Below are 25,321 nucleotides of genomic sequence, written 5' to 3' on the forward strand. Positions count from 1 at the left end.
CTCGCTTCGCGGAGGTGTACCGCGAAGCAGCCTCAGCCCCAATGCCTGCGCGCTTGTGTTTTCAGCTCGGGCGAGGGCCGTGGGCAGCGGACTCTGGTGTCATTTGGGGTCAGCGCCAGTCGCGGGATCCGCCGCACTGTCGGCGGCGCCAGGGTCCCCCGGCTTCGCTCCGGCTGCGTCGCCAGCCTGTGCGGCGGCGCCAGCATCAGCCTCGCCCTCGCCCTCGCCCTCGCCCTCGCCGGCCGCGGCTTGGTCTGCGGCCGCCTGCGCTGCGGCCTCTGCTTCGACCTGCTTGGCGATCGTCTCGGGGATGGGGCCCGGCGCGGTCTCGACCGGGTCGCGCTCGATCTCTGCCAGCGCCCACTCGATCGCCTGCTTGACCTCGGCCACCGGCTCCGTGGCGAGCTTGGCCTCGAGCAATTTTTTGTATCCGATCAGGCGCTGCTCGCCCATGATCGCGGCCACGCGCTCGCGGACGACCGGCGAGGTCTCCGAGTCGAGCACGTACAGCAAGGCGAGCGCGGTGCCGTTGTCGACCGCGGGGGCCAGGGCCTCGGCGCACGCTGCTCGCTCGGCCTCGTCCTTGACGTATTCGCCATCGTGCTTGAGCGTCAGACCATCGAGTAGCCCCTTGCGACGCAGCTCGTAGGCTCCATAGACCTGCGCGGCCTCCTCGAGATCGCCACCCTTGACCAAGAACTCGCCGAGCAGCAGCCAGCCAACGAGGTCGTCGGGGATCATCTCGACGACGATCCACTGCTCGGCGATCGCCTCGGGCCATTTTTGATCTTTGGACAGCGCCAACGCGAGCACGATGTGGGGCGCAGCCTCTTCGGGGATCAGCTCGATCGCCTGGCGATAAAACGAGATCGCCGAGCGCTGATCATTGCGAGCCTCGTGGATGCCCCCAAGCAGCAAGCTCGCGTTGGCCCGCAGGTGAACATCTTCGGCCTCGGTCGCGACCCGCATCAGGTCCGCCTGGATCTCGCGGAACGCCGCGTCGGGCAGATCGATCGTGGCTTCGAAGCGGTCTTTGCTGGCCACGTAGAGCGCTTCGAGCTCGGCTTGGGTCAACGCCGGCGGGGCCGGTTGATCGGGCTTGGCCCCGGCGTCGTTTTTGCCGGCTTCGGCCTGGCCGGCGTCGGCTGTTCCGGCGTCCTTGCCGCAACCCGCGACCAGGCCCATGCCCACACACAGGGACAGACAGGCAAAAAAACTCGAGGAGGCGATCCTTGCGGTCATCAACGACATCTTCGGGGCATCTTCGGGGCCGGACACTGGCAGCCGTCGAAGGTTGCCACACTCACGAGCTTTTGTTGTACCGTCGTTGCGTGGGTAAGAGAGGCGTCGGGTTCTTGCAAGGGCTAGCAGCGGTCGCCATCGCGGGCTCGCTTGGCGCCTGCGACCTCGAGCCTTGCGGCAAGATCGACCTGACCGGCACCCAGACGCGCAGCTTGGCGCGGCAAGGGCCCACGGTGATCGCCGTCAGCGACGGCGCCCACGTCGAGGTCGTCCGCACCTGCGCCCACGCGGACTGCGGCTTCGCCGAGCTCGAGGTCCAATCGCTGACCCTCAGGGCCCCACCCGACCAGCTCATGCTCACGGCCTCGGGCCGCTGGCTGACGTATCGGGTTGGGTCCGGCGCGTTTCGGATCGATCTCGACGCGCCCAAGCTCGACACCTCGGCGTCGGGCCCCCAGATCGCGCCCGACTTCGGTGTACCCGGCAATATCGACGAGATCGTGGGCTCGCTGCGCGGCGGCGACTGGCTGATCTACCGAAGCCGCGCGATGGGCGGCAAGACCGGCCCCGAACCAGACAGCGAGCTGTGGGCTGTGTATGTCGGCGAGCTCTCCGAAGCCGAGACCGCCCAGCAGTTTCAGCTTGGCGCAGGTCACGATCTGCGGGTCGTGGCGATGGGTCACCGCCACATCGTCGCGCGCGAGCGCCTCGACGAAGGCCGCGAGGATCTCTACCTCGTGCGCGTCGCCCCAGCGCGGCGCGTCGACATCCTCGCGGGTGGCGAAGTTGGAGATCCGCTGCACCTCACCAGCGGCGACGAGTTTCGGCGCGTGATGATCACCGAGGGCCCCTCACCCGCGCAGATCGATGGCTCGACCGAGCCCCACGCCGAGGTCCCAACCGACGTCCAGGTGATCGCAACCACAGGTGCGGGAGCGGGCGCGCGGACCCTCGTGTTCGCCGTGTCTGATCTCGACCACGTCGCCAACTTCAGCGGCGAGGTCGTCACCTCGCTCAACGCCCTCGAGGACGTGCCTGGCCTGAGCCCGGTCTCGCCCGGCGGCAAACACCTGGCCTACATCACCACGCGGGGGGACCTCGCGCTGCGCAACCTCGACGACCAAAAGTCCTGCATGATCCGGCCCGCCAGCGCCACGCGACACGTGCTCGCAGGGTTCGCATCCGACGGCACGATGTACTTCGAGGCCGAAGAAGGCGGGCACGAGGCGGTGTACGCCTACCAGGGTGACACCCAGGTGTTCACGCCGCTGACCGGCAGCGATCAGCAGTGGCGGCTGCAAGCGGTGCCGCCGCGCCGCTACGAGCTCGACCAGGACGATCATCCCCCCTTGCCCTGGGCGGTCGTCCGCGGCGACTACGACCTGTCCGCGCGCGGCCCCGGCAGCGGCCCCAAGAATCTGTCGTACGAGCGGGCCAGCTTCTTGCCCCGCGGCGACGAGACCCTGTGGCTGCTCGAGGCCAACGACAAGGGCAGCCACCTCGATCTGCGTCGGATCCAGCCGGTCGCCAGCGGCACCACGCTCGGCTTCGACACCGACGCCGACCCAATCGTGTGTGCGGATGACGGCTGCAAGTCGCCGCAACCCTACTCGCACGCGTACTCGTCGCCCGCGACAACGGTCTGCGTGTCTGTCTCGCAGTCCGCGATCGACACCACGCCGTGGGCAACCCAGTGCTCCGAGCCGAGCAAGCCCAAGCGCTATCTCGACAGCGGGCCGCCTGCGGGCGAGCTCGGGCCCTGATCGGTATGTGGCCTTCGGTGTTCGGGCATTCGGCCTGAACTTTCCCTACTGAACTGGGCCCTACTGAACTGGGCCCTACTGAACTGGGCCCTACTGAACTGGGCCCTGCTGAACTGGGCCCTGCTGAACTGGGCCCTGCTGAACTGGGCGGTTTCCGGTTCAGCCACGCACCCACGCCGGCCAGCGCATGCTGCTGTGGCCCGCTGCCGCCTCGCTGAACGCCGTCGGCAGCATCTCGGCGATGTCCATCGCGAGGGTGCCGTCCTCGCGCAGGCGGTCGCCCGCGCCCGCGTGCAGGTCCACGCCCACGCAAGCCGCCGACCATGAATCGAGACCGCGGGCGAGCAGCGCCGCGATCACGCCTGCGAGAACGTCGCCGGATCCTGCGGTCGCCAACGCAGGGCCCCCGCGCGTACAGATCGCCAAGCGCATCTGCGACGATGTGGCTTGGCTGACCAAGGTGCCCTCGCCTTTGAGCACCACGACCGCGCCGGTCAACGCCGCGAGCCGCTGCGCCGCCAAGCGTCGATCGGCTTGAACCCGGGCGTTGTCCCAGCCAGCTCCCGGATCGAGGCGCGCGAGCATGCGGGCGGCCTCGCCGGGGTGCGGCGTCACGACTCGCGGACCCGCGCCGGGCTCGCCTGCGTACTCGTCGAGCCCGCTCGCGTCCCAGACCATGGGTCGCGCGTCCGTGTGATGCAGGTGATCGAGCGCCCGTTGATCGGGGTCGACCAGGCCCGGCCCGACCACGAGCGCGTCAGCTTGCGGGATCACCCACGCATCGTCTGGATCGGCGAGCATCAGCTCGGGGCGCAGCTCGATCAGCGCCCGGCGGAGGTCAGCGTCGTTCGGCGCGAGCGTGGCCAGCCCTGCCCCGCTGCGCATCGCCGCCGTCGCGGCCAAGATCGCCGCGCCGGGCGTCCCTCCTCCGCCGCCGATCACACCAACGTGACCTCGCCGTCCCTTGTGCGCCGCGCTCGGCAGCCGCGCGAGACGAGCGGCCACCCACCCCGGCTCGATGAGATCAATGAGTTCGACGGGCTCGCGCTGCTCGGCTGCTTCGACCTTCGCGACCAAGCCAATCTCGGCGACCACCAATTCACCGATGTGATCCCTGGCTGGGGTCAGGTGCAGACCCGGCTTGCTGCGTTGAAACGTGACGGTGAGCGCCGCAGTCGCGACGGCCCCCGCCACTGCCCCCGAGTCGACATCGACGCCGCTCGGGAGGTCGACCGCCACCACGTGGACACGCTCGCGGCCAAGTTCTTCGACCAGCTCCCCCAACCACTGCAGCGCCTCGCCCACGGCCCCCCGCGGCGCCCCGCGGCTGCCGGTTCCAAGCAGCGCGTCCACGATGATCGTCGCCCGAGCTGACGGCTTGGGTAGCTGCGTGACGATCTTGACGCCGTGCGCGCGCGCCAGGGCCAGCTGGGCCGCCACGGCTGCGTTGTGTCGCTCGCCCACCACCACCGCGATCACCTCGCGCCCGCGCCCATGCAGCTGACGCGCAACAGCCAGACCGTCGCCGCCGTTGTTGCCTGGCCCGACCAAGATCAGGATCTGCGCGGCCCCTGCTGCCTCCGCCAGCCGCTCGACCTCCGCGCTCACGCACAGCGCCGCGCGCTCGATCAGCACCGACGACGGCATGCCCAGCACATCGATCGTGTAGCGATCCGCAGCCGCAGCCGTGCTCGCCGTCCACAGCGCGGCGGGTGCCGACGCTCGCACGTGGGTCTGTGTTGAGGTCATCGTTTCTCCGACACCACTCGTGAACGGACATCTCAATTGACGTGGGCAGAGATCTCGGCAATCGCAACTTCTGCGATCTCCTCCACCGCCTGCGTCAGCGCCCGTTCGTCGGTCCCCTCGACCATCACGCGCAGCTTTGACTCGGTCCCCGAGTAGCGCACGACCACGCGGCCCTCATCACCGAGCCGCTGCTCGACCGCCGCGATCGCCCGGTTGGCCCGCTCGAGCTGCGCGAGCGGGATCTTGCGGACCACCGGGTAGCTGCGCGAGACCTGCGGGTATCGGGTCATCACCGCCGCCAGCTCTGCCAGCGTCTTCTGCTCGCGCACCATCACGGTGAGCACCTTCAGCGCCGCGACCAAGCCGTCGCCGGTCGTCGCGTGCTCGAGGCAGATCAAGTGACCCGACTGCTCCCCGCCAAGGTTGCAGCCGCGCTCGCGCATGGCCTCGACGACATAGCGATCTCCAACAGGCGTACGCACCAACTTCACGCCAACCTGCGCGAGGCTGCGCTCGAGCCCGATGTTCGACATGACCGTCGCAACCACGGCGTCGCCGGTCAGCTGACCGCGCGCCGCCAGATCGCGCCCGATGATCGCCAGCAGCGCGTCACCGTCGACGATCTGCCCGCGGTTGTCACACACGACCGCCCGATCCGCGTCGCCGTCGAGCGCCACACCAAAGTCCGCCCGGTAGCTCCGGACCGCGTGCGACAGCTGCTCGGGGTGCATCGCGCCGAACCCAGCGTTGATGTTGGTGCCGTCGGGCTCGACGCCGATCCGCACGACGTCGGCCCCGAGCTCCTCGAAGATCTTCGGTGCGATCTTGTAGGCGGCCCCGTGCGCGCAGTCGACGACCACGCGCAACCCGTCGAGCCCAAACTCTTGCGGCAGCACGTGCTTGACGTGGGTGATGTAGCGGCCGCCCGCGTCCTCGAGCCGAAACGCCTTGCCGATGTTCTCGCCGTGGGCCAAGCGATCATCCACGGCGCCCCGCTCCATCAACGACTCGATGTGACTCTCGACCGCGTCGGGCAGCTTGAACCCATCGTTGGCGAACAGCTTGAACCCGTTGTCCTCGAACGGGTTGTGGCTGGCCGAGATCACCACCCCTGCGTCGGCGCGCATCGACTTGGCCAGGTACGCGACCCCTGGCGTCGGCAGCGGCCCGGTCAACATCACGTCGACCCCCAGCGCGCACAGCCCCGACGCGAGCGCGGTCTCCAGCATGTAGCCGCTGCGCCGCGTGTCCTTTCCGACAACGACCTTGCCCTCGCGTCCAAAGTGCGCAGCGACGGCCATCCCAAACCGCATCGCCACGTCTGGAGTCATGGGGTGGACGTTCGCGCGACCGCGGATCCCGTCGGTACCGAACAGCTTGCGTTGCTTGGCCACGCCGCAGTGATAGCGGAACTCGTGCAAGGGTGTCGACCCGCTCAGTTGGGGTCCGACAGCTCGACGCCCTGCGGGGACAGGCGCAGGCGGATCAGCGGCGGCACGATCGAGAGCTGCTCGGCCGCGGCGGTCGGGACGTCGGGGGACCACTCGAAGCGCACCGTCACGGAGATTGGGGCGCCACGCTGGCTCGACGTCTCGACCTCGATCGTGGGGCGCAGCGCGTGCTCGAGCCCCGTGAGCGTGCCCAGCACCGCGCGAGGTCCCCGCACACTCACTCGCTCGGCGCCAGGCAGGACACTGGGCGCGAGCTCGGGCAGCGCCTCGCGCAGCGCCTCGCTGGTCTCGACCTCGAGCTCGATCTCGCCGATCACATCCGCGACCTCCGCGACGACCCGCACCGTGGGTAGATCCCCGGTCGGCACGCCTAGAAAATTGAGCCGGACTGGCGGTGCCTCGAGCACGAGCTGGGTCTGCACGCTGCTCGTCGCGCCGCTGATGTCCAAGGTCGTCGTGCGCAGCTGCTCGATGCCCGCTAGATCCGAGGCAGGCGCGCGCACGATCCAGCTGTCCGGTTCCACCCGGGTGCCGACCAAGCGATGGTCGGGGCCGACCTCGCCGACCACGATCGGAACGATCGCTAGCTTGCGCTCGATGACCGCCTCGAACCGAAGATCGACGTGATCGTACTCGAGCGTGTCGAGCACCACGCCGGGCGGCATCACGATCGAGGCTGGATCGAGCTCCATCGGGCCTGGGCTGACCTCGCGCAGATCCAAGGTCGCCGTGCCCAGCTCCACCGCCGCGATCCGGTTGACGTTGACCCACGGGCCTCGCAGCTGCAGCTCCACTGTCTTGGGCGGTGTCGTCAGCAACACCCGATCGGGATCCTCGATGACACGCAGCGGGATCGTGAAGCTCCGCGTGACCTCGTCGCGCGTCACGATGAACACGATCAGCGCCAGAAAAAACGCCATGATCTTGGTGCCCCAGTTCTTGGTAGCGACCTCGATCGCGAGGGTGCCCCCGCGCCGGACCCAACTGGTTTGGGCGTCGTCGGACATCAACCGATCCTCCCGGCGCCCGCGCTGGTGCTCGCGCCCACATCGGAGACCGGCTCGGCGTCCGAGTCAGACGCTCGCTCCGAACCAATGGGCTCCACCCGCATGTCCAAGCGACTCGACGAGGCCGCAGCGGCTCCGGCCGCCACGGCCGCAGCCGTGGGTGCCGGGCGATCGATCCACGCGTAGATCCGCTCTGCGAGTCCGATCGAGTCGACCGGCTCGCTGATCACGCCGCCCTCGACCACGCGGATGTCACCGCGCTCCTCGGACAGCGCGATCACCAGCGCGTCGCAGTCCTCGCTCACGCCGATCGCCCCGCGATGTCGGGTCCCAAACCGCGGATCGAGATCTCGAGTCGACAGCGGACACACGACGCCGGCCCGCTCGATCCGAAATTCGCGGATCAAGATCGCGCCGTCGTGCGCGGTGTTCAGCGAGTGCGGGAGCGTCAGCGCAACCAGCGTCTCGGCATGAAGCGGCGCGTCGATGCGCTTGCCGACGTCGGTGCACCCCTCCAACACGTCGAGCTCACCCTCGAGAATGAACAGCGCCCCGACCCTCGCCTTGCTCAGCCGCTCGCACGAGCCAACCAAGGTCTCGACCGCGGTCTCGGCCGCCTCCCGCCGCGCCTGTGGCATCAAGCGCTGCCCGACGCGCACCAACAGGCGCCGCAGCTCCTGATGAAACACCACGATCAGGATGATGATGATGTACTCGAGGAAGTACTTGAGCAGCACCCCCACACCGACGATCTCGAGCTCGCGCGCGACGAACCCGGCGGCGGCCAACAGCGCCACCAGGATCAACACCGGCAGCGCCCGCGTGCCCTTGAGCAGACGCAGCACCGCGTACGCGAGCGCGAACAACAGCACGAAGTCGACGACGTCGCGCCAAGTCAGCGCCGAGAACAGATCCGCGAGGGTCAAGCCTGCATCCTCCGGCCTCCCGCTGGCTCCCTAGCAGCCCGTGGTGCAATGCCTCGCGCCGCCTCGCTTGGCCTTTTCGCCGAGGGCTTTGTCGCCAAAACTTGCAGTGGGCCCACCACAGCGGCGTTTTGGCTCCGCGCCCTCGACGAAAATTCCGGCGCGAGGCGACACGATGCATTACACCACGGGCTGCTAGCGATTGGCAAATTGCTTGGCGTCGATACCATAGCGACGCAGGAGCTTGTGCAAGTACTTGCGATCCATGTCGGCCTCGCGGGCGCCGCGAGAGATGTTGCCGCCCGCACGCTCGAGCAACCAGCGCAGATAGGCCTCCTCGAAGCGCTCGACCGCCCGCTCTTTTTGCTCTCGGAAGGTCAAGGTGGGATCGAAGGACACCACGCGCGCGTCCGGCTCGCCGCGGCGGTCCGACGCCATGAGATCGATGACGCCATCCGGCGACAAGTAGGCGCTGCGCTCGACCACGTTTCGCAGCTCGCGAACGTTCCCCGGCCAGTCGTAGCCAATCAGCCGCGCCATCGCCTCGGGCCCGGGTGGACGCCACATGCCAGGTGGCAACCGGCGAGAGAAGGTCTCGATCAGCATCGAGATGTCGTCACGTCGCTCACGCAGCGGCGGGAGCTCGCAGCTCACGACCGCGAGGCGGAAGTAGAGGTCTTCACGAAACCCGTCCTCGTCACCCGGCGTCAGCAGCTCTCGATTGCTCGCCGCGAGCACGCGGACATCGACGGCGAGCTCCTCGCTGCCGCCAACCTGGCGAAAGCGCCCGGTCTCGAGCACGCGCAGCAGCTTTGGCTGAAGATCGGCGGGGAGCTCGCCAACTTCATCGAGCAAGAGCGTGCCCCGATCAGCGAGCGCGAACGCACCGCGACGCGTGGGATCGTCGCGCACCCCAAACAGCTCGGCTTCAATCTGGTCTGCCGCGAGCGCGCCACAGTCGACGATGACGAAGGGCTGCTCGCGCCGGCTCGAGGCCTCGTGGATCGCCCGCGCGACCAAGTCCTTTCCGGTGCCCGTGTCGCCGCGCAGCAGCACGGGCACGTCCCGATCGGCGACTCGCTCGAGCACCGCGAACACCCGGCGCATGGCGAGGCTGCGTCCAAGCACCGGGCCAAATCGCTCGGCTTCGCTCGGCAACAGCTCGGGCTGACGATCGCGGGGGACAAAGCGCAGCTCGAGCGCGCCGAGTCGCAGCTCGTCGCCTGGACGCAGGAACGCGTCCTTGATCCGCGAGCCACCAAGGAACGTTCCAGCGGACGACTCGCGGTCGAGCAGTCGGTAGCGATCACCCTCGCGGCGGATCTCGGCGTGCACACGACTCACCGAGACGTCCGGCAAGACCACCTCGCACTGACGGGAGCGACCCATCGTGACCACGGGTTTGACGATCTCGACCTCGCGGCCTCGCAGCTCACCCGAGAGGATCAGCAGGCGGTAGCCGTGGTGCGCGAGCTCCGGTCCGTCGTCCACAGCCACCGTCGAAGGGACCTGCTCGTTGGTTCGCGCCACGTCACGAACGCTATCATTGGCGCGCCCCGACTGGCGCGCCGACCAACCAATGCAAAAGGGACGGCGTTGGCCGTCCCTTTGGAACCCATGGCGACTCGCGCCCGCTGGCAGCTCGTACAGCGCCTGTGTCGAATCGGACTCAGATGAAGAAGTCGATCACCGCGACTCCCCGATCAGCGTCGGGCTCGACTCGCTCGCGGTTGGGGGGCTCCTGCCATTCTGGCGCGCGGAGCGGGAGCTGAAGAACAGGCCGCTCCTCGACGAAGCGGGCGGGTTTGCGTTTACGGGGGCGGTGAATGCTCACTGAGTGTGCCATGGTGCCGTCCTCTCTGTGTCGGTCGGGTGTGACCGCGCTGACAAATAATGCAACTCATAATCCAAGCGCGCATGCGCGCCTTGTTGGCTGAGATGACCGTAATTCTCGCCTACTTGGCGTTCCCACCCAAATTCTTGGCACCCAGGATCCATGCCCTTTGCCGTCCCGGTTGCGTCAAACCGGGACAGTGGTGTCAGGGTGGGGGTTTCGCGAATCAACATCGGCCTACGAATCGAGGCTAATGCAGCATCCAAACTTAGCAACCGGTGCTCCAGTTGAGCACCTCCACCCACAATGTAGCCATTTTCGGCTCAGGCGGGACCCCTTCGCCGAACCGCACGACGCGGCCATGGATCGCCGCATCTAGATGAGATCAGCTAGAAATCGACGACGACCCAGCGATCTTTTTCGCGTTCGAGCCGAGCGAACTCGCCATCGCCAAGGTCCAAGATGGCCTGATGCGCGTCCGCTCGGATCGTGCCAGCGAGCCGCTCGGCGAGGCGATCTCGGGCTTCGTTCAGGGCCGGCGCCTGCGGACCCTCTGTCCACGCCAAGGTGAGGTCTTGCTCCGAGAGACCCATTCGGTACCGGCGTGGCGCCAGGTCGAGCATGACGTCCCACCTGCCCTCGCGGCTCGCACGCACCAAGCTTCGCAACGCCTCGCGAGGCGTTGACTGCCCAAAGTACTCAGTTGGATCGCTGGCGAAGCGCCACCCCTTGTCGGTCCAAACTGCCTCTACGACCTCGTCGTTGGCCAGATAGAGCAACGCCTCGGGTCGCGCGCCGGTTGGACGCCCCAACCGCTCCCCCCAACCGGACGCGTCCTCGAGCAGGACCGCGTAGTCGATCCGAGAGCGCGTGGCGGGCAGCACATGCTCGTCGATCCTGTCGCGATCGCCGCGACGCACCGACTTGCCGAGATCTCCGCTGGAGCGAACCAAAGAGCGAGCGTGCCCGCCACACCCGGCCACAACCGTGGCCACCAGACAGACGGTCAGGGCCCGCCACATCAGGCGGCCTCCGGGTCGGGGCGCGTCTCGATGATCGCGGTAAATTTGGCGCTGCTGCGGACCGCCCCCTCGACCTCGATCCGGCCCGAGAACTTACCGATGCGCCCCAAGCGGTGCGACTCGACGTGAATGTCGAGCACGTCCCCCGGCACGATCGGCGCGCGGAATTTGGCCTCCTGAATCCCCATGAACAGACACAGCTGCGTGGCTGGATCAAACGCACCAGAGACCTGGGCCAGCAGCGCGGCCGCCTGGGCCATGGCTTCTACCTGGACCACGCCGGGCAGGATCGGATGACCCGGAAAGTGCCCCTGCAAGATCGGGTCGCTCATCGAGACCAGCTTGCGCGCGTGGATCGACTGCTCTGCCTCCCAGCTCAACACCCGATCAATGAACAAGAACGGGTACCGATGCGGGAGCATCTCTTGGATCTGGATGATGTCGAGGGCCATTGGCGATACGGCGCAGGTGAGGAGCGGCCGAGCATAACGAAAAAGCCGACGGCATCCCACCATCGGCTCTTGCGCAGTCGGCCGTCGCCTACTTGTATTGCTTGTCGTAGCGCTTGATGACCTCATCGGTGAGGTCGACGCCGTTCGCGACGTACAGCACCGTGGACTGATCGCGGATCAGCACGAGGTCCAAGCTGAAGTCTTTGGCCAGCTCCTTGGCCAGGATCTGGCAGTTCGCGTACATCTTTTCGAGCGTGCGACCCTCTTGCTCGGCCAGCTCCTGCTGGAGCGTCATGTACATGCTCTGGAGCTCGTAGTAGTCGCGCTGCAGCTTCTCTGCGGCCTGCTGCTGCGCGTCGCCCTTCAGACTGCCGATCTTGGCTTGGTCGGCCTCGAGCTTCTCGCGGCGCTTGTCGAGCTTCTTTTGCTTGGCCAGCGAGCTGGTCTCGAGATCCTTGCGGGCTTTCTTGCCCGCCGCGGTCTCGTTGAGGATCCGCTGCATGTCGACGACGGCGACCTTGCCGATCTCGGGCACGCTGGCGGCCTTGGCGGTTGGCTCGACCGCGCTCACGGCCAAGGTCGTGCCGAACATGGCGACGGACAACAGAGCGAGCTGAGACAGCCGACCCAGCTTCGAACCCAATGGCAATTTGCTTGGCTTGGTCATTTGAATTTCTTGTCGTAGGCGACGATCACCTTGTTGGTGATGTCCAGCTGGGGGTTGGCGTAGAGCACCGTCAGCTCCGAGCGGACCAAGACGATCTGAACGCCCTCTTCGGCCGCCATCGACTGCACGATCGCCGACGCGTTCTTGTAGATCTTCTCCATGAGCAGGCCCTCTTTCTTGGCCAAGTCCTCTTGGGCGCCCGCGTAGAGCTCTTGCAGCTCTTGCTCGGCGACCATCAGGTCCTGCTGACGCCGCATCAGCTCGCTCTCGGACAACATCGTGGCCTTGGCTTGCAGATCTTCGTACTGCTTTTGCAGGTCTGCAGCCTTGCGCTCGAGCTTGGCGCTGCTCTTGGCGACGGCCTTCTCGAGATCTTTCTTGGAGTCCTTGCCCTGCGTCGTCTCCATCAGGACCCGCTGAAGATCGACGATAGCGATCCGCTTGGTCTCTGGGACGGCCGCGTGGGCCAGGTCAGGCGTCATGCCCACGCCAAGTGCCACCATGGGGACAGCGAGCGGGGCGGCGAACACTGCGCTAGCGAGCAGCAATGAGCGGAGTGGCGAGCGCATGATTGAGTCGGACATACCTGGCGTCTTGGTCTCGGGCAAGCCGACGGGGCGTGGGACGGGGCCTGTTGCGACCCGATTCACACTGGCCCGGTGCAAACTCGTTTGGACCCCGCATGATTAGACCCCCGCATGCACCTTAGGCTTCGCCGACTGCAGCCGCTGGCGCGTCTGGTCGCTTCGCTCCTCGGGGCTGTTTGTGCGCGGTCGTATGTGTGGCCCCCTACAAGGGGGCTCTGAGCGCGGCCTTGGGGCAGATCGATGTGAGTAGACCAGACGCGGCGGCGGCAGTCGGGGAAGTTCGCTGCCCAAGGTGAACCTGTCTGGGAAGGCGTCCGCAAGCGGGCGAGAAGCCCTCGCCCGAGCTGAAAACAGTGAGCTAGAAGCCGGTTCCGACGTTGAACTCGAACACGACTGGATCCTCTGGCGCCAGCAGCGACGTGCCGCCCAGGCGATCCAGGGGGAAGCCCCACTCGAACCGGAGCGGGCCGATCGGCGACTGCCAGCGGAACCCAAAGCCCATGCTGTAGCGCAGACTCTGGAGCGCGAACGAGGTGCAGGGATCGGCCTTCGGGAGCTGCTCGGGGTTTGGCTCCTGGCAGTACTGCGCCTCGGTGTTGAACGCGTTGCCGATGTCCGCAAATACGACGGCCTTGATGTTGGCGGGCGGCACGACCATGAACTCGAGCTCGAGGTTGAGGGCGGCCAGCAGGTTGCCGCCGACCTCGAACGGAAACAGCGCCGCCGACGGGTTGGGCGAGCTCTGGACCAAGATCCGCGGGCCCAACGATCGCAGGCGATAGCCGCGCAGCGAGCCGTGCCCGTAGATGCCGCCGGGGAAGTAGCGCTCGAACACCGGGACGCCGCCATCGGTCGGGCTCTGGATGTAGCCGATCTGGAAGTTCGATCGGAACACCACCCAGGCTCGGAAGCTGCGCTCGGTCTTGATGACCGGCACGTAGAAGCGAGCGTCAAAGGTGTAGCGGTTGTACTCGTTGTCCGACCCGAAGTACTTGCTGGCGAACTCGCCCTTGAGCTGGTGGAACATGCCCGAGGTCGGAAACAGCACGTTGTCGCGGGTATCGTAGACCAGCCGCGCGGTCACGGCCGAGGTCAGGCCGTTGGCGAACAAGTTGTTGATCAGCGACTGCTCGGGCAGCGCGGTCGTGGCCCCGGGCGCAAAGATGCCGCCGACCGCACCCACCGCACCAAACCCGACCTGAACGTACTCCAGGTTGTAGCCAATGAACGCGGTCAGGCCCCGGACCTTGGGGATTGGATACCCCCAGGACACCGCGAACCCCGTGCTGCCACGCGTGAACGTGGGGTACACGTTCGACGTGTTGAACACGTTGATGATGAACCACCAGTTGCTGTCGAGGAAGTAGCGCGTGGAGTAGCTGAAGTTGAACAGCCGGCGCAGGCTGGACAGCTGCGCGACCAGGGTCACCGTGGTGCCGCGGCCCAAGAAGTTGTCGTACTGGATCTGCGCCTGAAGCACGAAGTTCTCGATCGTCGAGAAGCCGGCGCCGATCTGGAAGGTGCCGGTCAACTTCTCCACGACCTCGACGTTGACGACGATGCGGTCGTCCGCGGTCCCCCGCGAGGTCGAGAGCTGCACGTCCTCGAAGTAGCCGAGCCGCAGCACCCGCAGCTGCGTGGCCTCTTTGGCGCTCTCGGAGTAGAGGTCGCCCTCGGTCAGCACGATCTCGCGGCGGATGACCTTGTCGGCCGTGCGGTCGTTGCCAAAGATGTTGACGCGCTCGATGTAGACCAGCGGGCCCTTGTCGATCTGGTAGTCGACGTAGAGCAGCAGCTTCTCGCGGTCCTGTTGATAGTTCGGCAGGACGTTGACGTAGGCGTAGCCCTTGTCCTTGTAGCGCCGCTCGATGTCTTGCTGGATCAGCTGCAAGCTGCCGGCCGAGGCCACGTCACCCGTGCGCAGCAGCGGGTCGATCGACTCCGCCAAGATCGCGGGCGGAAACAGCGGGTCCTCACCAGCGCGGGTCTGCTCGCGGCCCGTGATCGCGCCGATCCGGTACTGCGGGCCCTCGTCGACAGCGAGCGTGAGGTGCACGAAGCGGCGATCTGGGCTGAGCGCCATCTCGACGTCTTCGAAGTCGGCGTCGAAGTAGCCAACGTCGGCGTAGTACGCCCGCAGGTTGGCGTAGTCGGCGACGAACGCCTCGCGATTGAACACGCCGCCCGACTTCTTGCTGACGATCGTCAGGTAGCCGCCGATCCGGGTGATCATGACCTTGCGCAGATCGTCGTCGGTCAGCGCGGTGTTGCCAACGAACGTGATGCTGCGAACGATGACCTCTTCGGCCTCGTTGACGACGAACACCACGTCGACCTTGCCGGGCTGGCCCTCGACCGGCCGCACCGCGTAGTCGATCTCGGCCAAGAAGAACCCGTTTTGGGTGTACAGGGCCTTGATCATCTCGACGTTGGCCTTGACCGCCCCGAGCTCGAGCACGGAGTTGCCCTCGAGATTCAAGATCTCGTTGATGTCGTCGAGCTTGACCTTGGAGTTGCCCTCTACGATCAGCTTGCGGATGGTTGGGCGCTCCTTGACCACGTAGGTCAGGACCGCGCCGGCAGCCGCGAGCTCGCCCTCGACGTAGACATCTTCGAAGTAGCCGAGCGCCCACAGTGCCTTGAGGTCGCGGGCGAGCTTGTCGGGGGTGACCAGCTCGCCGACGTTGCTGTCGAGCTCGAGCAACATCGCGTCCGACTCGACCCGCCGATTTCCGCGGAACCTGATCTCGGCGATCGGCTGATTCCAGACGTCGTCTTCGACGCCTTCGAACGCGAGCAGCGCGGGCCGCAGGACCGGCTCGATCGACGAGGACCCACCAAATCCGGGCGGGTTGTTGGCGAGCGCGAGCTGCGGGAGCAGCACCATGAAGGCCATGACGAAGGCCACGACCCCCAGCGCCAGCGGCCGCACGCCCAGCGCCAGCGCCCGCCCGCTCCGCGCCAGCGTCCACAAGCCCAGCGCCACTACGCGGGCCCGGCTCGCGCCGCCAGACTGACCAACCCTACAGATCACAGCTCACTCGGGGGCCGCGCCAGCGGCCGCAGGGACTGCGCTAGCGGCAGCGGGTTGCAGAGGCGTCTCGGCGTCTTGGCCGTCGCCCTCGAGGATGCGGCCGTCGGCCATTCGGACCACGCGCGGCATCTGCTGCGCGAGCTCCATGTTGTGGGTCACGATCAGCATGCTCAGATCGTGCTCTTGGTTGAGTCGGAACAGCAGCTCGTGAACCTCGGCGCTGGTCCGCGTGTCGAGGTTGCCGGTTGGCTCGTCGGCCAACAGCAGCCGCGGCCGCATGGCCAGCGCCCGCGCGATCGCGACCCGCTGCTGCTCGCCGCCCGACAGCTCGCCGGGCCGGTGCGCGAGCCGGTGGCTCATGCCCACCGCGTCGAGCATCTCTTCGGCCTGCTGCCGCGCAACGCGGGTGGGCGTGCGGGCGATCAGGGCCGGCATCATCGCGTTCTCGAGCGCCGAAAACTCGGGGAGCAGATGATGAAACTGAAACACGAACCCGATCGTGCGATTGCGGAACTCCGCGAGGTCGGGCGGGGGCAGCCGCGTGATGTCGGTTGGCGTGCCGCCGCCGACGGGCTGAAATAAAATCTCGCCCGAGCTCGGCAGATCGAGGGTGCCCAAGCAGTGCAGCAGCGTGGACTTGCCAGCACCCGAAGCGCCGATGATCGTGACCATCTCACCCGCGCGGACAGTCAGGTTGACGCCACGCAGTACGTCGAGCTTGCGCGACCCATGCCGAAAGCTCTTGTACATGTCGCGCACTTGCACGAGCACGGGCGCGTTTTTAGCGGTGGAAGGCATCTCGGGACGCGAAACGGGGCCAACCCTAGAGCCGGGTTCCGGGGGTGTCAACGCTGGGGAGTCGACCGATGAGGCCGCCGGTAGGACCGCGCGCTTACACCCCAGCGCATGAGAGTTTACTTCTCCTGGTGCCGCAACCCGTCGACGGGCCGCATGCGTGAAGCCACACGCGCCGGATACAGGCTGGACAAGAACACGATCACCAGCGCAGCGACCCCGACGACCCCGACCTCGACCGGGTTGACGACGACGGGGAGCCGCTCGATGTAGTAGACGTTTTCGTTGAAGGGGAAGCCGAAGCGATCCAGGGCCCAGCACAGGGCGAGGCCCACGCTGATCCCCCCCATCGCGCCGAGTACACCCAGGCACAAGCCCTCGGCCACGAACACCCGCTGGATCAGATGATCGGGGCTGCCCATGGCCTTGAGGATGGCGATCTCCTTGGACTTCTCGAGCACGCTCATCAAGTTCGAGGCCAAGATCCCGAAGCTCGCGACCAGGACCACGAACATCAGCGCCACGAACATGGCGATCTTCTCGAGGAACATGGCCGAGAACAGGTTGCGGTTGAGCTCCTTCCAGCTCTCTACGATCAGCTCGGACTCGCCAAGTGAAATGCCCTGGCTGGCCGCCACTTGCTCGCGCAGGGCCTCGTCCGAGATGCTGTTGACGAGCCGCGTCACGGTCCGGCGCAGCAGCGGGGCCGAGCGTCCGAGCGCGCGCAGCTCGAGCTCGACGGCGAGCTTGCCCGCGTCGACCCGGTCGATCTCGTGGAGCTTGACCTCGATGCCCGAGACCCGGTCACCCGTGCGCAAGAACGCCTGCGCGACCGGCAGCGGGGTGTAGACGTTCTTGCGGTCGTACTCGTACATGCCCGAGTGGAACACCCCGCCAACCTTGGCGGCGAGGATCCCCGGGACCCGGCCCGCCGGGGTCAAGCGACCGACCGGCGTGATCAGCTGCACACGCGCTCCGACCCCAACGGCGAGCTCGTTGGCGAGCTCGCGGCCGATCAGGATCGGATCCACGACGCCCTCTTGGCGCGACTCGGACTCGGACTCGGACTCGGACTCGGGTGTTGGCCCCGGATCTGCGAGCGGATCTGCGGGCGGACCTTCGGGTTGCTCTTCGTTGTGGGCCGGGCCGTCTTCGATCTCCAGGACCTCGACGGGATCTTCCCAGCCGTCGTCGGCACCGCTGTCCTCGACCTCATCGTCGCCGGCGTCGACCCCCGCGGGGGCAGCCGGCGCGGGTGCCAGGTTGTTGCCGCGCTTGTTGGCGGGGGCGCTGTCGAGGTTGAGCACCTCGACGGGATCCTCCCACCCATCGTCTCCGCCATCATCGCCGCGAAATGGCTTCGGCAGCCCACTTGGCCCAAACGGGCCAGGGCCGCCAGGCCCACCAAACAGCTCTGCTGGCGGTGGCAGCCGCCCGGCGTTGAGCCCACCGATCGCACCGGATCCCGCACGCGGATCTGGGTCGTCGTCGTCGTCGTCGTCGTCGTCGTCGACATCGGGGAGCGCTCGGTCGATCTTGACTGGCGTGAGCGAGCCGGTGAGCCCAACCTTCTCACCCAACTTGTCACCCAATTTCTCACCCAGCTGGACCTCGGCCTTGTCGAGGTGTCGCAGCCGCCAGGGTGTCTCGGGATCGCTGGTCGAGAAGGGATCCGGTTCGGCGATGGTCTCGGGGTGCGCGAGCGCGTCGAAGCTGCCCTCGCGCATGATCTCTGCCAGGTTCGAGACCAACATCAAGCGCTCGGGCTCGACCCCGAGCAGCACCGCCCCCTGCCGGTTGATGCCGCTGCGGACCATGACCTCGGCCTCGAGGTAGGGGCTGGCGCCTGCGACCTCGGGCAGCTCGTCGAGCGCGTTGACGAGCGACTCGTAGTCCGTGAACCGATTGCCGTCGCTGCCCGACACCCGCAGGTGGGCCTTTTGATTGAGGATCTTGTCGCGTAGGTCGGCCTCGAGCCCGCTCATGAGCGACAACACGACGACCAGCGCCATGCACCCGAGCAGCACGGACTCTGTGATGATCGTGGCCAACAGGTTGAAGAACCGGGCCAGCACCGCCAGCACCAGCAACATCACACCCAGGGCGATGCTCGCGCCCCCGAACACGCCAAACTGGCGCTGCTGGGCAGTCGAGACCGCGGCCGAGAACATCTGCTCACCGGGCAGCGGCGAGGGCCCGAGGTGGGCCGCCCAGCCGACGAAGCCCGCGCCAACCAACAGCAAGAACACGCTGACCAGCGTCAGCATGTCGACCCAGCGAGGGTGCTGTTCGCCAGCCCGCAGGTGTCGCCAGGCGATGCGCCACTCGAGCGCGTGAGTCCAGGGAGCGGAGGCCATGGTCACCCTCACCCTTGCATGAGCAAGAACGCCTCCATGAAGGGATCGAGGTCACCATCGAGCACGGCGCTGACGTTGGACTGCTTGAGCTCGGTCCGGTGGTCGTTGACCTGCTGATAGGGGTGGATGACGTAGGACCGGATCTGGCTGCCCCACTCGATGCTCTTCTTGTCGCCCTCGAGCGCGCTGATCTCTTGCTCGCGCTTTTTCTGCTCGACCTCCCACAGCCGGGCCTTGAGCATGCGCATCGCCGTTGCCATGTTCTTGTGCTGCGAGCGCTCGAGCTGACACGCGACGACGATGCCCGTGGGGCCGTGGGTCAGGCGGACGGCCGACTCGGTCTTGTTGACGTGCTGGCCACCCGCGCCCGAGGCCCGGTACTTGTCGACGCGCAGATCAGCGGGGTTGACCTCGATGTCCAGGTCGTCGCTCTCGCCGAGATCGGGGAGCACCATGACGCTGGCAAAGCTGGTCTGGCGCCGGGCCTGCGAGTCGAAGGGGGAGATCCGAACCAGCCGGTGCACGCCGATCTCGGATCGCAGCCACCCGTAGGCGTACTCGCCCTCGATCGAGAGCTCCGCCCCGCGGATGCCGGCCTGCTCGCCCTCTTGAATGTCGAGCACGCTGACCCCAAACCCGTGGCGCTCGCCCCAGCGCTGGTACATGCGCAGCAGCATCTCTGCCCAGTCTTGGCTGTCGACGCCGCCAGCGCCCGCGTTGATCGACAGCAGCGCGCTGTCTTGATCATGGGCGCCGCCCAGCATGCGGCGAAACTCGAGCTTGGCGAGCAGCTCGTCGGCGCGCTCGAGCCCAACCCATGCCTCGAGGATGCTGTCGCGGTCCGACTCTTCGCGGCCTAGCTCGTACAGCTCGCGGCCGTCGTCGAACACCTGCTGCGCGCCGTCGATCTCTCCGACGATCTTCTTGAGGGTGGCCTGCTCGCGCAGCAGCTTCTGCGCGCGATCATTGTCCGCCCAGAAGCTCGGGTCGGCCGTGGCGACCTCGAACTCTTCTAATTTTTCGATCTTGGTGTGGTAGTCAAAGATGCCTCCGCAGCTCGCCAATCCGGTCTTCGAGGCGAGACACGAGCTCCGTCACCTTTGCGTGCTCGGGGATGGTCGCGGCGGCGTCGGTCATGGCGGACGCAAACTAGCCGGTCTGGACGGCCGGTGCAACGACGCGCCGACGAGGCGCGCCCCGCAGCAACCCGGTCCCGGGGACCCGGTTGGAGCGGGAGACGGCGCGCTCCAAAATCACACCTCGATCAAGCGGAGCTGTCGCCGCCCGGTGGTCTCCAGCGGCACCGGATACCGGCCCGTGAAGCAGGCCGAGCAGAAATTTTCCTCGCCGTCCTCCCCCACCGCCGCCAACAGGCCCGCTGGGCTGAGGTAGCCCAAGCTGTCGGCTTCGATGAAGCGCGCGGTCTCCTCGATGCTGTGGCCCGACGCGATCAGCTCGGCGCGCGTGGGTGTGTCGATGCCGTAGTGACACGGGCCGGTGACCGGCGGCGACGAGATTCGCACGTGGACCTCGGTGGCGCCGGCGGCCCGGATCATCTTGACGATCTTGCGCGACGTCGTGCCGCGCACGATCGAGTCGTCGACGACGACGACTCGCTTGCCACGCAGCAGCTGCGCGACGGCGTTGAGCTTGAGCTTGACGCCAAAGTGCCGGATCGAGTCCTTGGGCTCGATGAAGGTGCGCCCCACGTAGTGGTTGCGGATCAACCCCATCTCGAACGGGATCCCAGCTTCCTTGGCGTAGCCCATGGCCGCGACCACCCCCGAGTCTGGCACGGGGATCACGACGTCGGCGTCGGCCGGCTGCTCACGCGCGAGCGCGCGGCCCATATCGACCCGGGCCTCGTAGACCGCGACGTCGTCGAGCACGCTGTCGGGGCGGGCGAAGTACACGTGCTCGAACACGCAAAAGCGCTTGGGTTGCTGCTTGAGCCGGCTGCTGCGGAGCCCCTCGCCGTCGATGACGAGGACCTCGCCAGGTTCGATGTCGCGGACCTTCTCGGCGTCGATCAGATCGAAGGCGCAGGTCTCCGAAGCCACGACCCAGGCGTTCTTGCCGTAGTGCGGATGCGGGTGGTCGCCCTTGACCCGCCCGAGGATCAGCGGCCGGAACCCGTGGGGATCGCGAGCGGCGACCAAGCGCTCGCCCGCGGTCATCACCAAGCTGTAGGCGCCGCGCAGGCGGACCAGGGCGGTGAACAAATTCTCGACCCAGTCACGATCGGCGCTGCGCGCCATCAGCTGAAGCACGACCTCCGTGTCCGAATTGGTGTGGAAGATCGAGCCCTCGGCCTCGAGCTCCTCGCGCAGCTGGTTGGCGTTGACGAGGTTGCCGTTGTGGGCGATCGCCACCGATCCATGGCGGTACTCGACCGTCAGCGGCTGGATGTTCTTGGGCAGCGATCCGCCGGCGGTCGTGTAGCGCACGTGGCCAACGGCGAGCCGACCCGGCAGCTGGGCGAGCCGGCCCTGATCGAACACGTCGGCGACGTAGCCCATCTGCCGCACGGCGTGGAGCGTGCCGCGTTCGTTGCTGACCACGCCGGCCGACTCCTGGCCGCGATGCTGCAACGCATGAAGCCCGAGGTAGGCCAAGTTCGCCGCCTCGGAATGGTTGAAGATGCCAAACACGCCACACATGGAGGTGGACCTATAGCAGCTTGGCAGCGAGGCGCTGAACGGGCGGGTCCATGTCGGGCTCGAAGGCTCGGCCGGTCATCCGCTCGTAGGTTTCGATGTAGCGCGCGGCGGCCTCGATCCGGACCTCGTCTGGCAGCGCAGGGGGCTTGCCGTCGCCGTTGAAGCCCTGCGCGACCAGCCAGGTGCGCACGTACTCCTTGTCGAGCGCGCGCGGGCTCTCGCCGGCCGCCATCGCGTCGTCGTAGCCATCGGCGTACCAGTAGCGTGAGCTGTCGGGGGTGTGGATCTCGTCGATCAACACGATCTCGCCGTCGGGCCGGCGACCCAGCTCGTACTTGGTGTCGACGAGGATCAGGCCGCGCTCGGCGGCGAGCCGCTGGCCATGCGCGAACAAGCTCAGACACTGCTGCTCGAGCTTCTCGAACAAGGGCAGAGTGATGACACCGTCCTCGACGAGCTGGGCCTTGCTGCGGTTCTCGTCGTGCTCGCCCTTGGCCGCCTTGGTCGTGGGCGTGACGATGTTGGCGGGCAATTTTTGATGGCGGACCATGCCGTTGGCGAGCTCGTGTCCGCAGAAGCTTCGATCGCCGCGCTCGTAGGCCCGCCAGATGCTGGTCGAGCTCGAGCCGGTCAGGTAGCCGCGCACGACCATCTCGACCATGAACGGCTCGCACTCGACCGCGCGCACGGCCTGCGCGTCGGGGATCGAGATCAAGTGGTTGGGGAACAGGTCACCCGTGATCTCGAACCAATACGCGGCGAGCTGGTTGAGCACTTGGCCCTTGAACGGGATGGTCCCGAGCACGCAGTCGAACGCGCTGACCCGATCGCTGACAATGATGAGCCGCTCACCGGCGCTGGTGAAGTTCTCGCGGACCTTGCCGCTGTAGCGTTCACCGAGCACGTTGAAGCTGTCGGGAAGCTCATCGAGGACCAGATCCTCGGCGAGCGCGCGGGCAAGGGTCTCGCGGGACAGTGGCATCGCTGCGGACGCTAGCTCAAATCGCGAGGGCGGCCCAGACCAGGGCAGACCCGCCCAGAACGGCCAGAACGCTCACCCAAGCCGAAGACAGGTCAGGATCCGGTGCTGCCGAATCCGCCGGCGCCGCGCTTCGAATTTGGCGGCAGCTCCTCGACCTCGACGACCTCGACCGTTGCGACTGGCGCGATGACCAGCTGGGCCACCCGAGTCGCGTGTTCGATGCGGATCGGCGCGGTCCCCAAGTTGACCAAGAGCACGCGAAGCTCGCCGCGGTAGTCGGCGTCGATCGTGCCGGGCGCGTTGAGGACGGTCAGCCCATGCCGCAGCGCCAGACCCGACCGCGGCCGAACCTGACCCTCGTAGCCTTTTGCGATCGCCAGCGCCCAGCCCGTTGGCACCAGCGCGCGTGCGCCGACCGCCAGCTCGAGGGCGTCACCCTCGGGCAGGCAGGCAGCGAGATCGAGACCAGCCGCGAGCGCCGTCATCCGCTTGGGCAGCACCGCGCGCGCGTCGAGGCGGCGCAGCTGCAGCGGCGGATGTCCGGGCTCGTGCTGATCCTGATCCTGTTTCCGGGCGTGGGACATCAGCCCCGCAGGTTGAGGACCTCGTCCGGGTCGACCCCGAACGCCTGCTTGCGGCTCAGGCGGATCCGCCCGGTGTCGTCGATGTTGACGACCTTGACGATGCAGTCGTCGCCCTCGGACAGGACGTCGGTGACGTTGTCGATCCGGCGATTCTCGAGCTCGGAGATGTGCACGAGGCCATCGGTCCCGGGCATGATCTCCACGAACGCGCCGAAGTCGACGATCCGCTTGACGACGCCGTTGTAGTACTGGCCTGGCTCGGCCTCGAAGGTGAGCCCTTCGATGATCGCCTTGGCCCGATCGATCGCCTTCATGTCGGCGGAGGCCAGGGTCACGCGGCCGTCATCGTTGATGTTGATGACCACGCCGGTCTGCTCGGTGATCCCGCGGATGACCTTGCCTCCGGGGCCGATGATCGAGCGGATCTTGTCGATCTTGACCCACACGGTCTCGACGCGCGGGGCGTACTGGCTGATGTCCGGGCGCGGCTCGGCGAGCTGCTCGAGCATCTTGCCAAGGATGTACAGGCGGCCAACCCGAGCTTGCTCGAGCGCCTGCTCGAGCACCTCGCGGGGCAGACCGTGGATCTTCATGTCCATCTGCAGCGCCGTGATGCCCTCTGCGGTGCCACAGCACTTGAAGTCCATGTCGCCAAGGTGATCTTCGTCGCCCAGGATGTCCGACAGGACCGCGAACTGATCGCCCTCTTGGATCAGGCCCATGGCGATGCCAGCGACCGGCGCGGTGATCGGCACGCCAGCGTCCATCATGCTCAGGCAGCCACCGCACACGGCGGCCATCGAGCTCGAGCCGTTGGACTCGGTGGTGTCCGACACGATGCGGATCGTGTACGGGAAGGTCTCGCTGTCTGGCAGCACGCCCTCGAGCGCCCGATGAGCCAGGGCCCCGTGGCCGATCTCGCGGCGCGAGGTGCCGCGCATGGGCCGGGCCTCACCCACGCAGTAGGGCGGGAAGTTGTAGTGCAGCAAGAAGGTGTTGTTGACGTCGCCGCGGATCGTGTCGAGGCGCTGGGCGTCGCGCTCGGTCCCGAGCGTGGTCGTGGTGATCGCCTGGGTCTCGCCGCGCTGGAACAGCACCGAGCCGTGCGGGCGCGTGAGCGGGTGAACCTCGATGTAGATCGGGCGGATGTCGGTGGTCTTGCGTCCGTCGACGCGACGACCCGCGATCGTGGACTTGCGAACCAGCTGCTTCTCGAGCTTGCCGATCGCGCTGGAGATTTCTTCTTCGCGGCCGGCGGCGGCGTCGCCCAGCTCTGCGGCGACCTTGTCCTTGACCGCCGCGATCGCGCTGTGGCGCTCGTGCTTGCCAAGGATCTCGAGCGCGGCGGTCATGTCCGCGCGGGCGCGGTCCATGACGTTGGTGCGAAACTCTTGATCGATCTCGGGATCTTTCCACTCGATCTTGGGCTTGCCGGCGCGCTTTTGCAGCCGCTCCTGGGCCTCGATCAACGGCAGCGACTGATCCTTGGCGAACATCAGCGCGTCGATCATGTCGCTCTCGCTGACTTGCTTGGCGCCAGCCTCGACCATCACGATCTCGTCGCGGGTGCACGAGACGATCACGGTCAGATCCGAGGCTTCGATCTCGTCGAAGGTTGGGAACGCGATCAGCTTGCCGCCGACACGCGCGACCCGGATCCCGGCGACGGGCCCGGCCCACGGCGCGGGGCTGAGCATCAACCCCGCCGAGGCGCCCGTCATTGCGAGCACATCCGGCTCGTTCTGCAGGTCGTTGCTGAGCACGCTGCCGATCACCTGGGTGTCGTAGCGGTACGACTTGGGGAACAGCGGGCGGATCGGGCGATCGCTGAGCCGACAGGTGAGGATTTCTTTCTCGGTCGGCCGACCTTCACGCTTGAAGTAGCCCCCGGGGATCTTGCCGGCGGCCGCGTTGGCGTCACGGAACTCGACGGTCAGCGGCATGAACGGCAAGTTCTTGGGCTCGCGGCTCATGGTCACGGCGACCAGGACGACCGTCTCGCCAAGGGTCAACACCACCGAGTTGGCTTGTTTGGCGATCTTACCGGTCTCGAGAATGATCTCTTTGTCGCCGATCTTCGCTATTTCACGTATGACTTCCATTGCTACTCGCTCCCACGCCGAGGCAGATCAAAAAGACTCGGGCACCGCTGAGCGGGCGCGACCTGGCCGCGGCGAGCAGGTACGAGCGCACGCTCGACCTCAAATGTCGA

The 25,321-nt window shown here is 66.9% G+C and carries 20 protein-coding genes; 1 reads left to right on the forward strand and 19 read right to left on the reverse strand.

Annotation, left to right across the window (positions count from 1 at the left end; translation table 11 throughout):
* Positions 1 to 99: 99 nt before the first annotated feature.
* On the reverse strand, positions 100 to 1,242 hold the full coding sequence (locus DB30_RS07085) for a tetratricopeptide repeat protein (RefSeq protein ID WP_146658205.1): 1,143 nt from the start codon (positions 1,240 to 1,242) through the stop codon (positions 100 to 102).
* Between the two features lie 89 nt (positions 1,243 to 1,331).
* Between DB30_RS07085 and DB30_RS07090 the strand changes: the two genes are divergently transcribed.
* Positions 1,332 to 3,005: a hypothetical protein gene (locus tag DB30_RS07090; RefSeq protein ID WP_146658206.1), complete on the forward strand. Its 1,674-nt coding sequence runs from the start codon at positions 1,332 to 1,334 to the stop codon at positions 3,003 to 3,005.
* Here DB30_RS07090 and DB30_RS43030 read toward each other — a convergent pair.
* The 18 genes from DB30_RS43030 to pnp form a co-directional block, all read right to left on the reverse strand.
* Entirely contained in the window at positions 2,963 to 3,172 is a 210-nt protein-coding gene (locus DB30_RS43030; protein ID WP_165703656.1) for a pentapeptide repeat-containing protein, read from the reverse strand. The two genes, DB30_RS07090 and DB30_RS43030, sit on opposite strands and share 43 nt — an antisense overlap.
* On the reverse strand, positions 3,165 to 4,754 hold the full coding sequence (locus tag DB30_RS07100; protein ID WP_052547222.1) for a bifunctional ADP-dependent NAD(P)H-hydrate dehydratase/NAD(P)H-hydrate epimerase: 1,590 nt from the start codon (positions 4,752 to 4,754) through the stop codon (positions 3,165 to 3,167). The genes DB30_RS43030 and DB30_RS07100 overlap by 8 nt, the downstream gene beginning before the upstream one ends.
* Positions 4,755 to 4,786: 32 nt before the next feature.
* The gene (glmM, locus tag DB30_RS07105) at positions 4,787 to 6,148 is read right to left on the reverse strand and encodes a phosphoglucosamine mutase (RefSeq protein WP_052547308.1); all 1,362 of its coding nucleotides are present in this window, start codon (positions 6,146 to 6,148) and stop codon (positions 4,787 to 4,789) included.
* A 41-nt stretch (positions 6,149 to 6,189) separates the two neighbouring features.
* Positions 6,190 to 7,212 (reverse strand): CdaR family protein, encoded by a 1,023-nt coding sequence (locus tag DB30_RS07110; RefSeq protein WP_052547223.1) that lies wholly within the window; start codon positions 7,210 to 7,212, stop codon positions 6,190 to 6,192.
* Positions 7,212 to 8,138, reverse strand: coding sequence for a diadenylate cyclase (locus tag DB30_RS07115; protein WP_052547224.1), 927 nt, complete (start codon positions 8,136 to 8,138; stop codon positions 7,212 to 7,214). The genes DB30_RS07110 and DB30_RS07115 overlap by 1 nt, the downstream gene beginning before the upstream one ends.
* A 192-nt stretch (positions 8,139 to 8,330) precedes the next feature.
* The gene (locus DB30_RS07120) at positions 8,331 to 9,665 is read right to left on the reverse strand and encodes a sigma 54-interacting transcriptional regulator (protein ID WP_052547225.1); all 1,335 of its coding nucleotides are present in this window, start codon (positions 9,663 to 9,665) and stop codon (positions 8,331 to 8,333) included.
* Positions 9,666 to 10,358: 693 nt separating this feature from the next.
* Positions 10,359 to 10,922 (reverse strand): hypothetical protein, encoded by a 564-nt coding sequence (locus DB30_RS07125; protein ID WP_146658207.1) that lies wholly within the window; start codon positions 10,920 to 10,922, stop codon positions 10,359 to 10,361.
* A 68-nt stretch (positions 10,923 to 10,990) separates the two neighbouring features.
* Complete coding sequence (gene fabZ / locus DB30_RS07130; protein WP_052547228.1) at positions 10,991 to 11,443, reverse strand: 3-hydroxyacyl-ACP dehydratase FabZ; 453 nt, start codon at positions 11,441 to 11,443, stop codon at positions 10,991 to 10,993.
* An 88-nt stretch (positions 11,444 to 11,531) separates the two neighbouring features.
* Complete coding sequence (locus DB30_RS07135) at positions 11,532 to 12,110, reverse strand: OmpH/Skp family outer membrane protein (protein WP_052547229.1); 579 nt, start codon at positions 12,108 to 12,110, stop codon at positions 11,532 to 11,534.
* On the reverse strand, positions 12,107 to 12,679 hold the full coding sequence (locus DB30_RS07140) for an OmpH/Skp family outer membrane protein (RefSeq protein ID WP_165703657.1): 573 nt from the start codon (positions 12,677 to 12,679) through the stop codon (positions 12,107 to 12,109). The genes DB30_RS07135 and DB30_RS07140 overlap by 4 nt, the downstream gene beginning before the upstream one ends.
* Before the next feature lie 376 nt (positions 12,680 to 13,055).
* Entirely contained in the window at positions 13,056 to 15,671 is a 2,616-nt protein-coding gene (gene bamA / locus DB30_RS07145) for an outer membrane protein assembly factor BamA (protein WP_205632927.1), read from the reverse strand.
* 63 nt (positions 15,672 to 15,734) lie between these two features.
* A complete protein-coding gene (locus DB30_RS07150; protein WP_420870640.1) occupies positions 15,735 to 16,481 on the reverse strand; it encodes an ABC transporter ATP-binding protein in 747 nt (248 codons plus the stop codon).
* A 164-nt stretch (positions 16,482 to 16,645) separates the two neighbouring features.
* Positions 16,646 to 18,883, reverse strand: a complete 2,238-nt coding sequence (locus DB30_RS07155) for an FtsX-like permease family protein (RefSeq protein WP_146658209.1) — start codon at positions 18,881 to 18,883, stop codon at positions 16,646 to 16,648.
* An 8-nt stretch (positions 18,884 to 18,891) separates the two neighbouring features.
* Positions 18,892 to 20,020, reverse strand: a protein-coding gene (gene prfB, locus DB30_RS07160; protein WP_338082185.1) for a peptide chain release factor 2 whose coding sequence is annotated in 2 segments (ribosomal slippage) — positions 18,892 to 19,932 and positions 19,934 to 20,020 — 1,128 coding nt in all. Because the reading frame shifts where the segments join, the coding sequence is not laid out codon by codon here.
* 116 nt (positions 20,021 to 20,136) lie between these two features.
* Positions 20,137 to 21,543 (reverse strand): amidophosphoribosyltransferase, encoded by a 1,407-nt coding sequence (gene purF / locus DB30_RS07165; RefSeq protein ID WP_052547234.1) that lies wholly within the window; start codon positions 21,541 to 21,543, stop codon positions 20,137 to 20,139.
* A 10-nt stretch (positions 21,544 to 21,553) separates the two neighbouring features.
* Complete coding sequence (locus DB30_RS07170; RefSeq protein ID WP_052547235.1) at positions 21,554 to 22,525, reverse strand: phosphoribosylaminoimidazolesuccinocarboxamide synthase; 972 nt, start codon at positions 22,523 to 22,525, stop codon at positions 21,554 to 21,556.
* Positions 22,526 to 22,617: 92 nt separating this feature from the next.
* Positions 22,618 to 23,109, reverse strand: coding sequence for a dUTP diphosphatase (gene dut, locus DB30_RS07175; protein WP_052547236.1), 492 nt, complete (start codon positions 23,107 to 23,109; stop codon positions 22,618 to 22,620).
* Positions 23,109 to 25,211, reverse strand: coding sequence for a polyribonucleotide nucleotidyltransferase (pnp, locus tag DB30_RS07180; RefSeq protein ID WP_052547237.1), 2,103 nt, complete (start codon positions 25,209 to 25,211; stop codon positions 23,109 to 23,111). Before pnp ends, dut begins: the two co-directional genes overlap by 1 nt.
* Positions 25,212 to 25,321: the final 110 nt, after the last annotated feature.

It is taken from the genome of Enhygromyxa salina, from assembly GCF_000737335.2.
GTDB classification, from domain to species: Bacteria; Myxococcota_A; Polyangia; order Nannocystales; family Nannocystaceae; genus Plesiocystis; species Plesiocystis salina_C.

Coding starts and splice junctions, on each gene's coding strand:
- purF (WP_052547234.1), bottom strand. CDS start 21,543: ATGTGTGGCGTGTTTGGCATCTTCAACCATTCCGAGGCGGCGAACTTG.
- DB30_RS07135 (WP_052547229.1), bottom strand. CDS start 12,110: ATGACCAAGCCAAGCAAATTGCCATTGGGTTCGAAGCTGGGTCGGCTG.
- pnp (WP_052547237.1), bottom strand. CDS start 25,211: ATGGAAGTCATACGTGAAATAGCGAAGATCGGCGACAAAGAGATCATT.
- DB30_RS07110 (WP_052547223.1), bottom strand. CDS start 7,212: ATGTCCGACGACGCCCAAACCAGTTGGGTCCGGCGCGGGGGCACCCTC.
- DB30_RS07170 (WP_052547235.1), bottom strand. CDS start 22,525: ATGCCACTGTCCCGCGAGACCCTTGCCCGCGCGCTCGCCGAGGATCTG.
- DB30_RS07150 (WP_420870640.1), bottom strand. CDS start 16,481: ATGTACAAGAGCTTTCGGCATGGGTCGCGCAAGCTCGACGTACTGCGT.
- DB30_RS07140 (WP_165703657.1), bottom strand. CDS start 12,679: ATGCGCTCGCCACTCCGCTCATTGCTGCTCGCTAGCGCAGTGTTCGCC.
- dut (WP_052547236.1), bottom strand. CDS start 23,109: ATGTCCCACGCCCGGAAACAGGATCAGGATCAGCACGAGCCCGGACAT.
- DB30_RS07085 (WP_146658205.1), bottom strand. CDS start 1,242: ATGACCGCAAGGATCGCCTCCTCGAGTTTTTTTGCCTGTCTGTCCCTG.
- fabZ (WP_052547228.1), bottom strand. CDS start 11,443: ATGGCCCTCGACATCATCCAGATCCAAGAGATGCTCCCGCATCGGTAC.
- DB30_RS07155 (WP_146658209.1), bottom strand. CDS start 18,883: ATGGCCTCCGCTCCCTGGACTCACGCGCTCGAGTGGCGCATCGCCTGG.
- DB30_RS07100 (WP_052547222.1), bottom strand. CDS start 4,754: ATGACCTCAACACAGACCCACGTGCGAGCGTCGGCACCCGCCGCGCTG.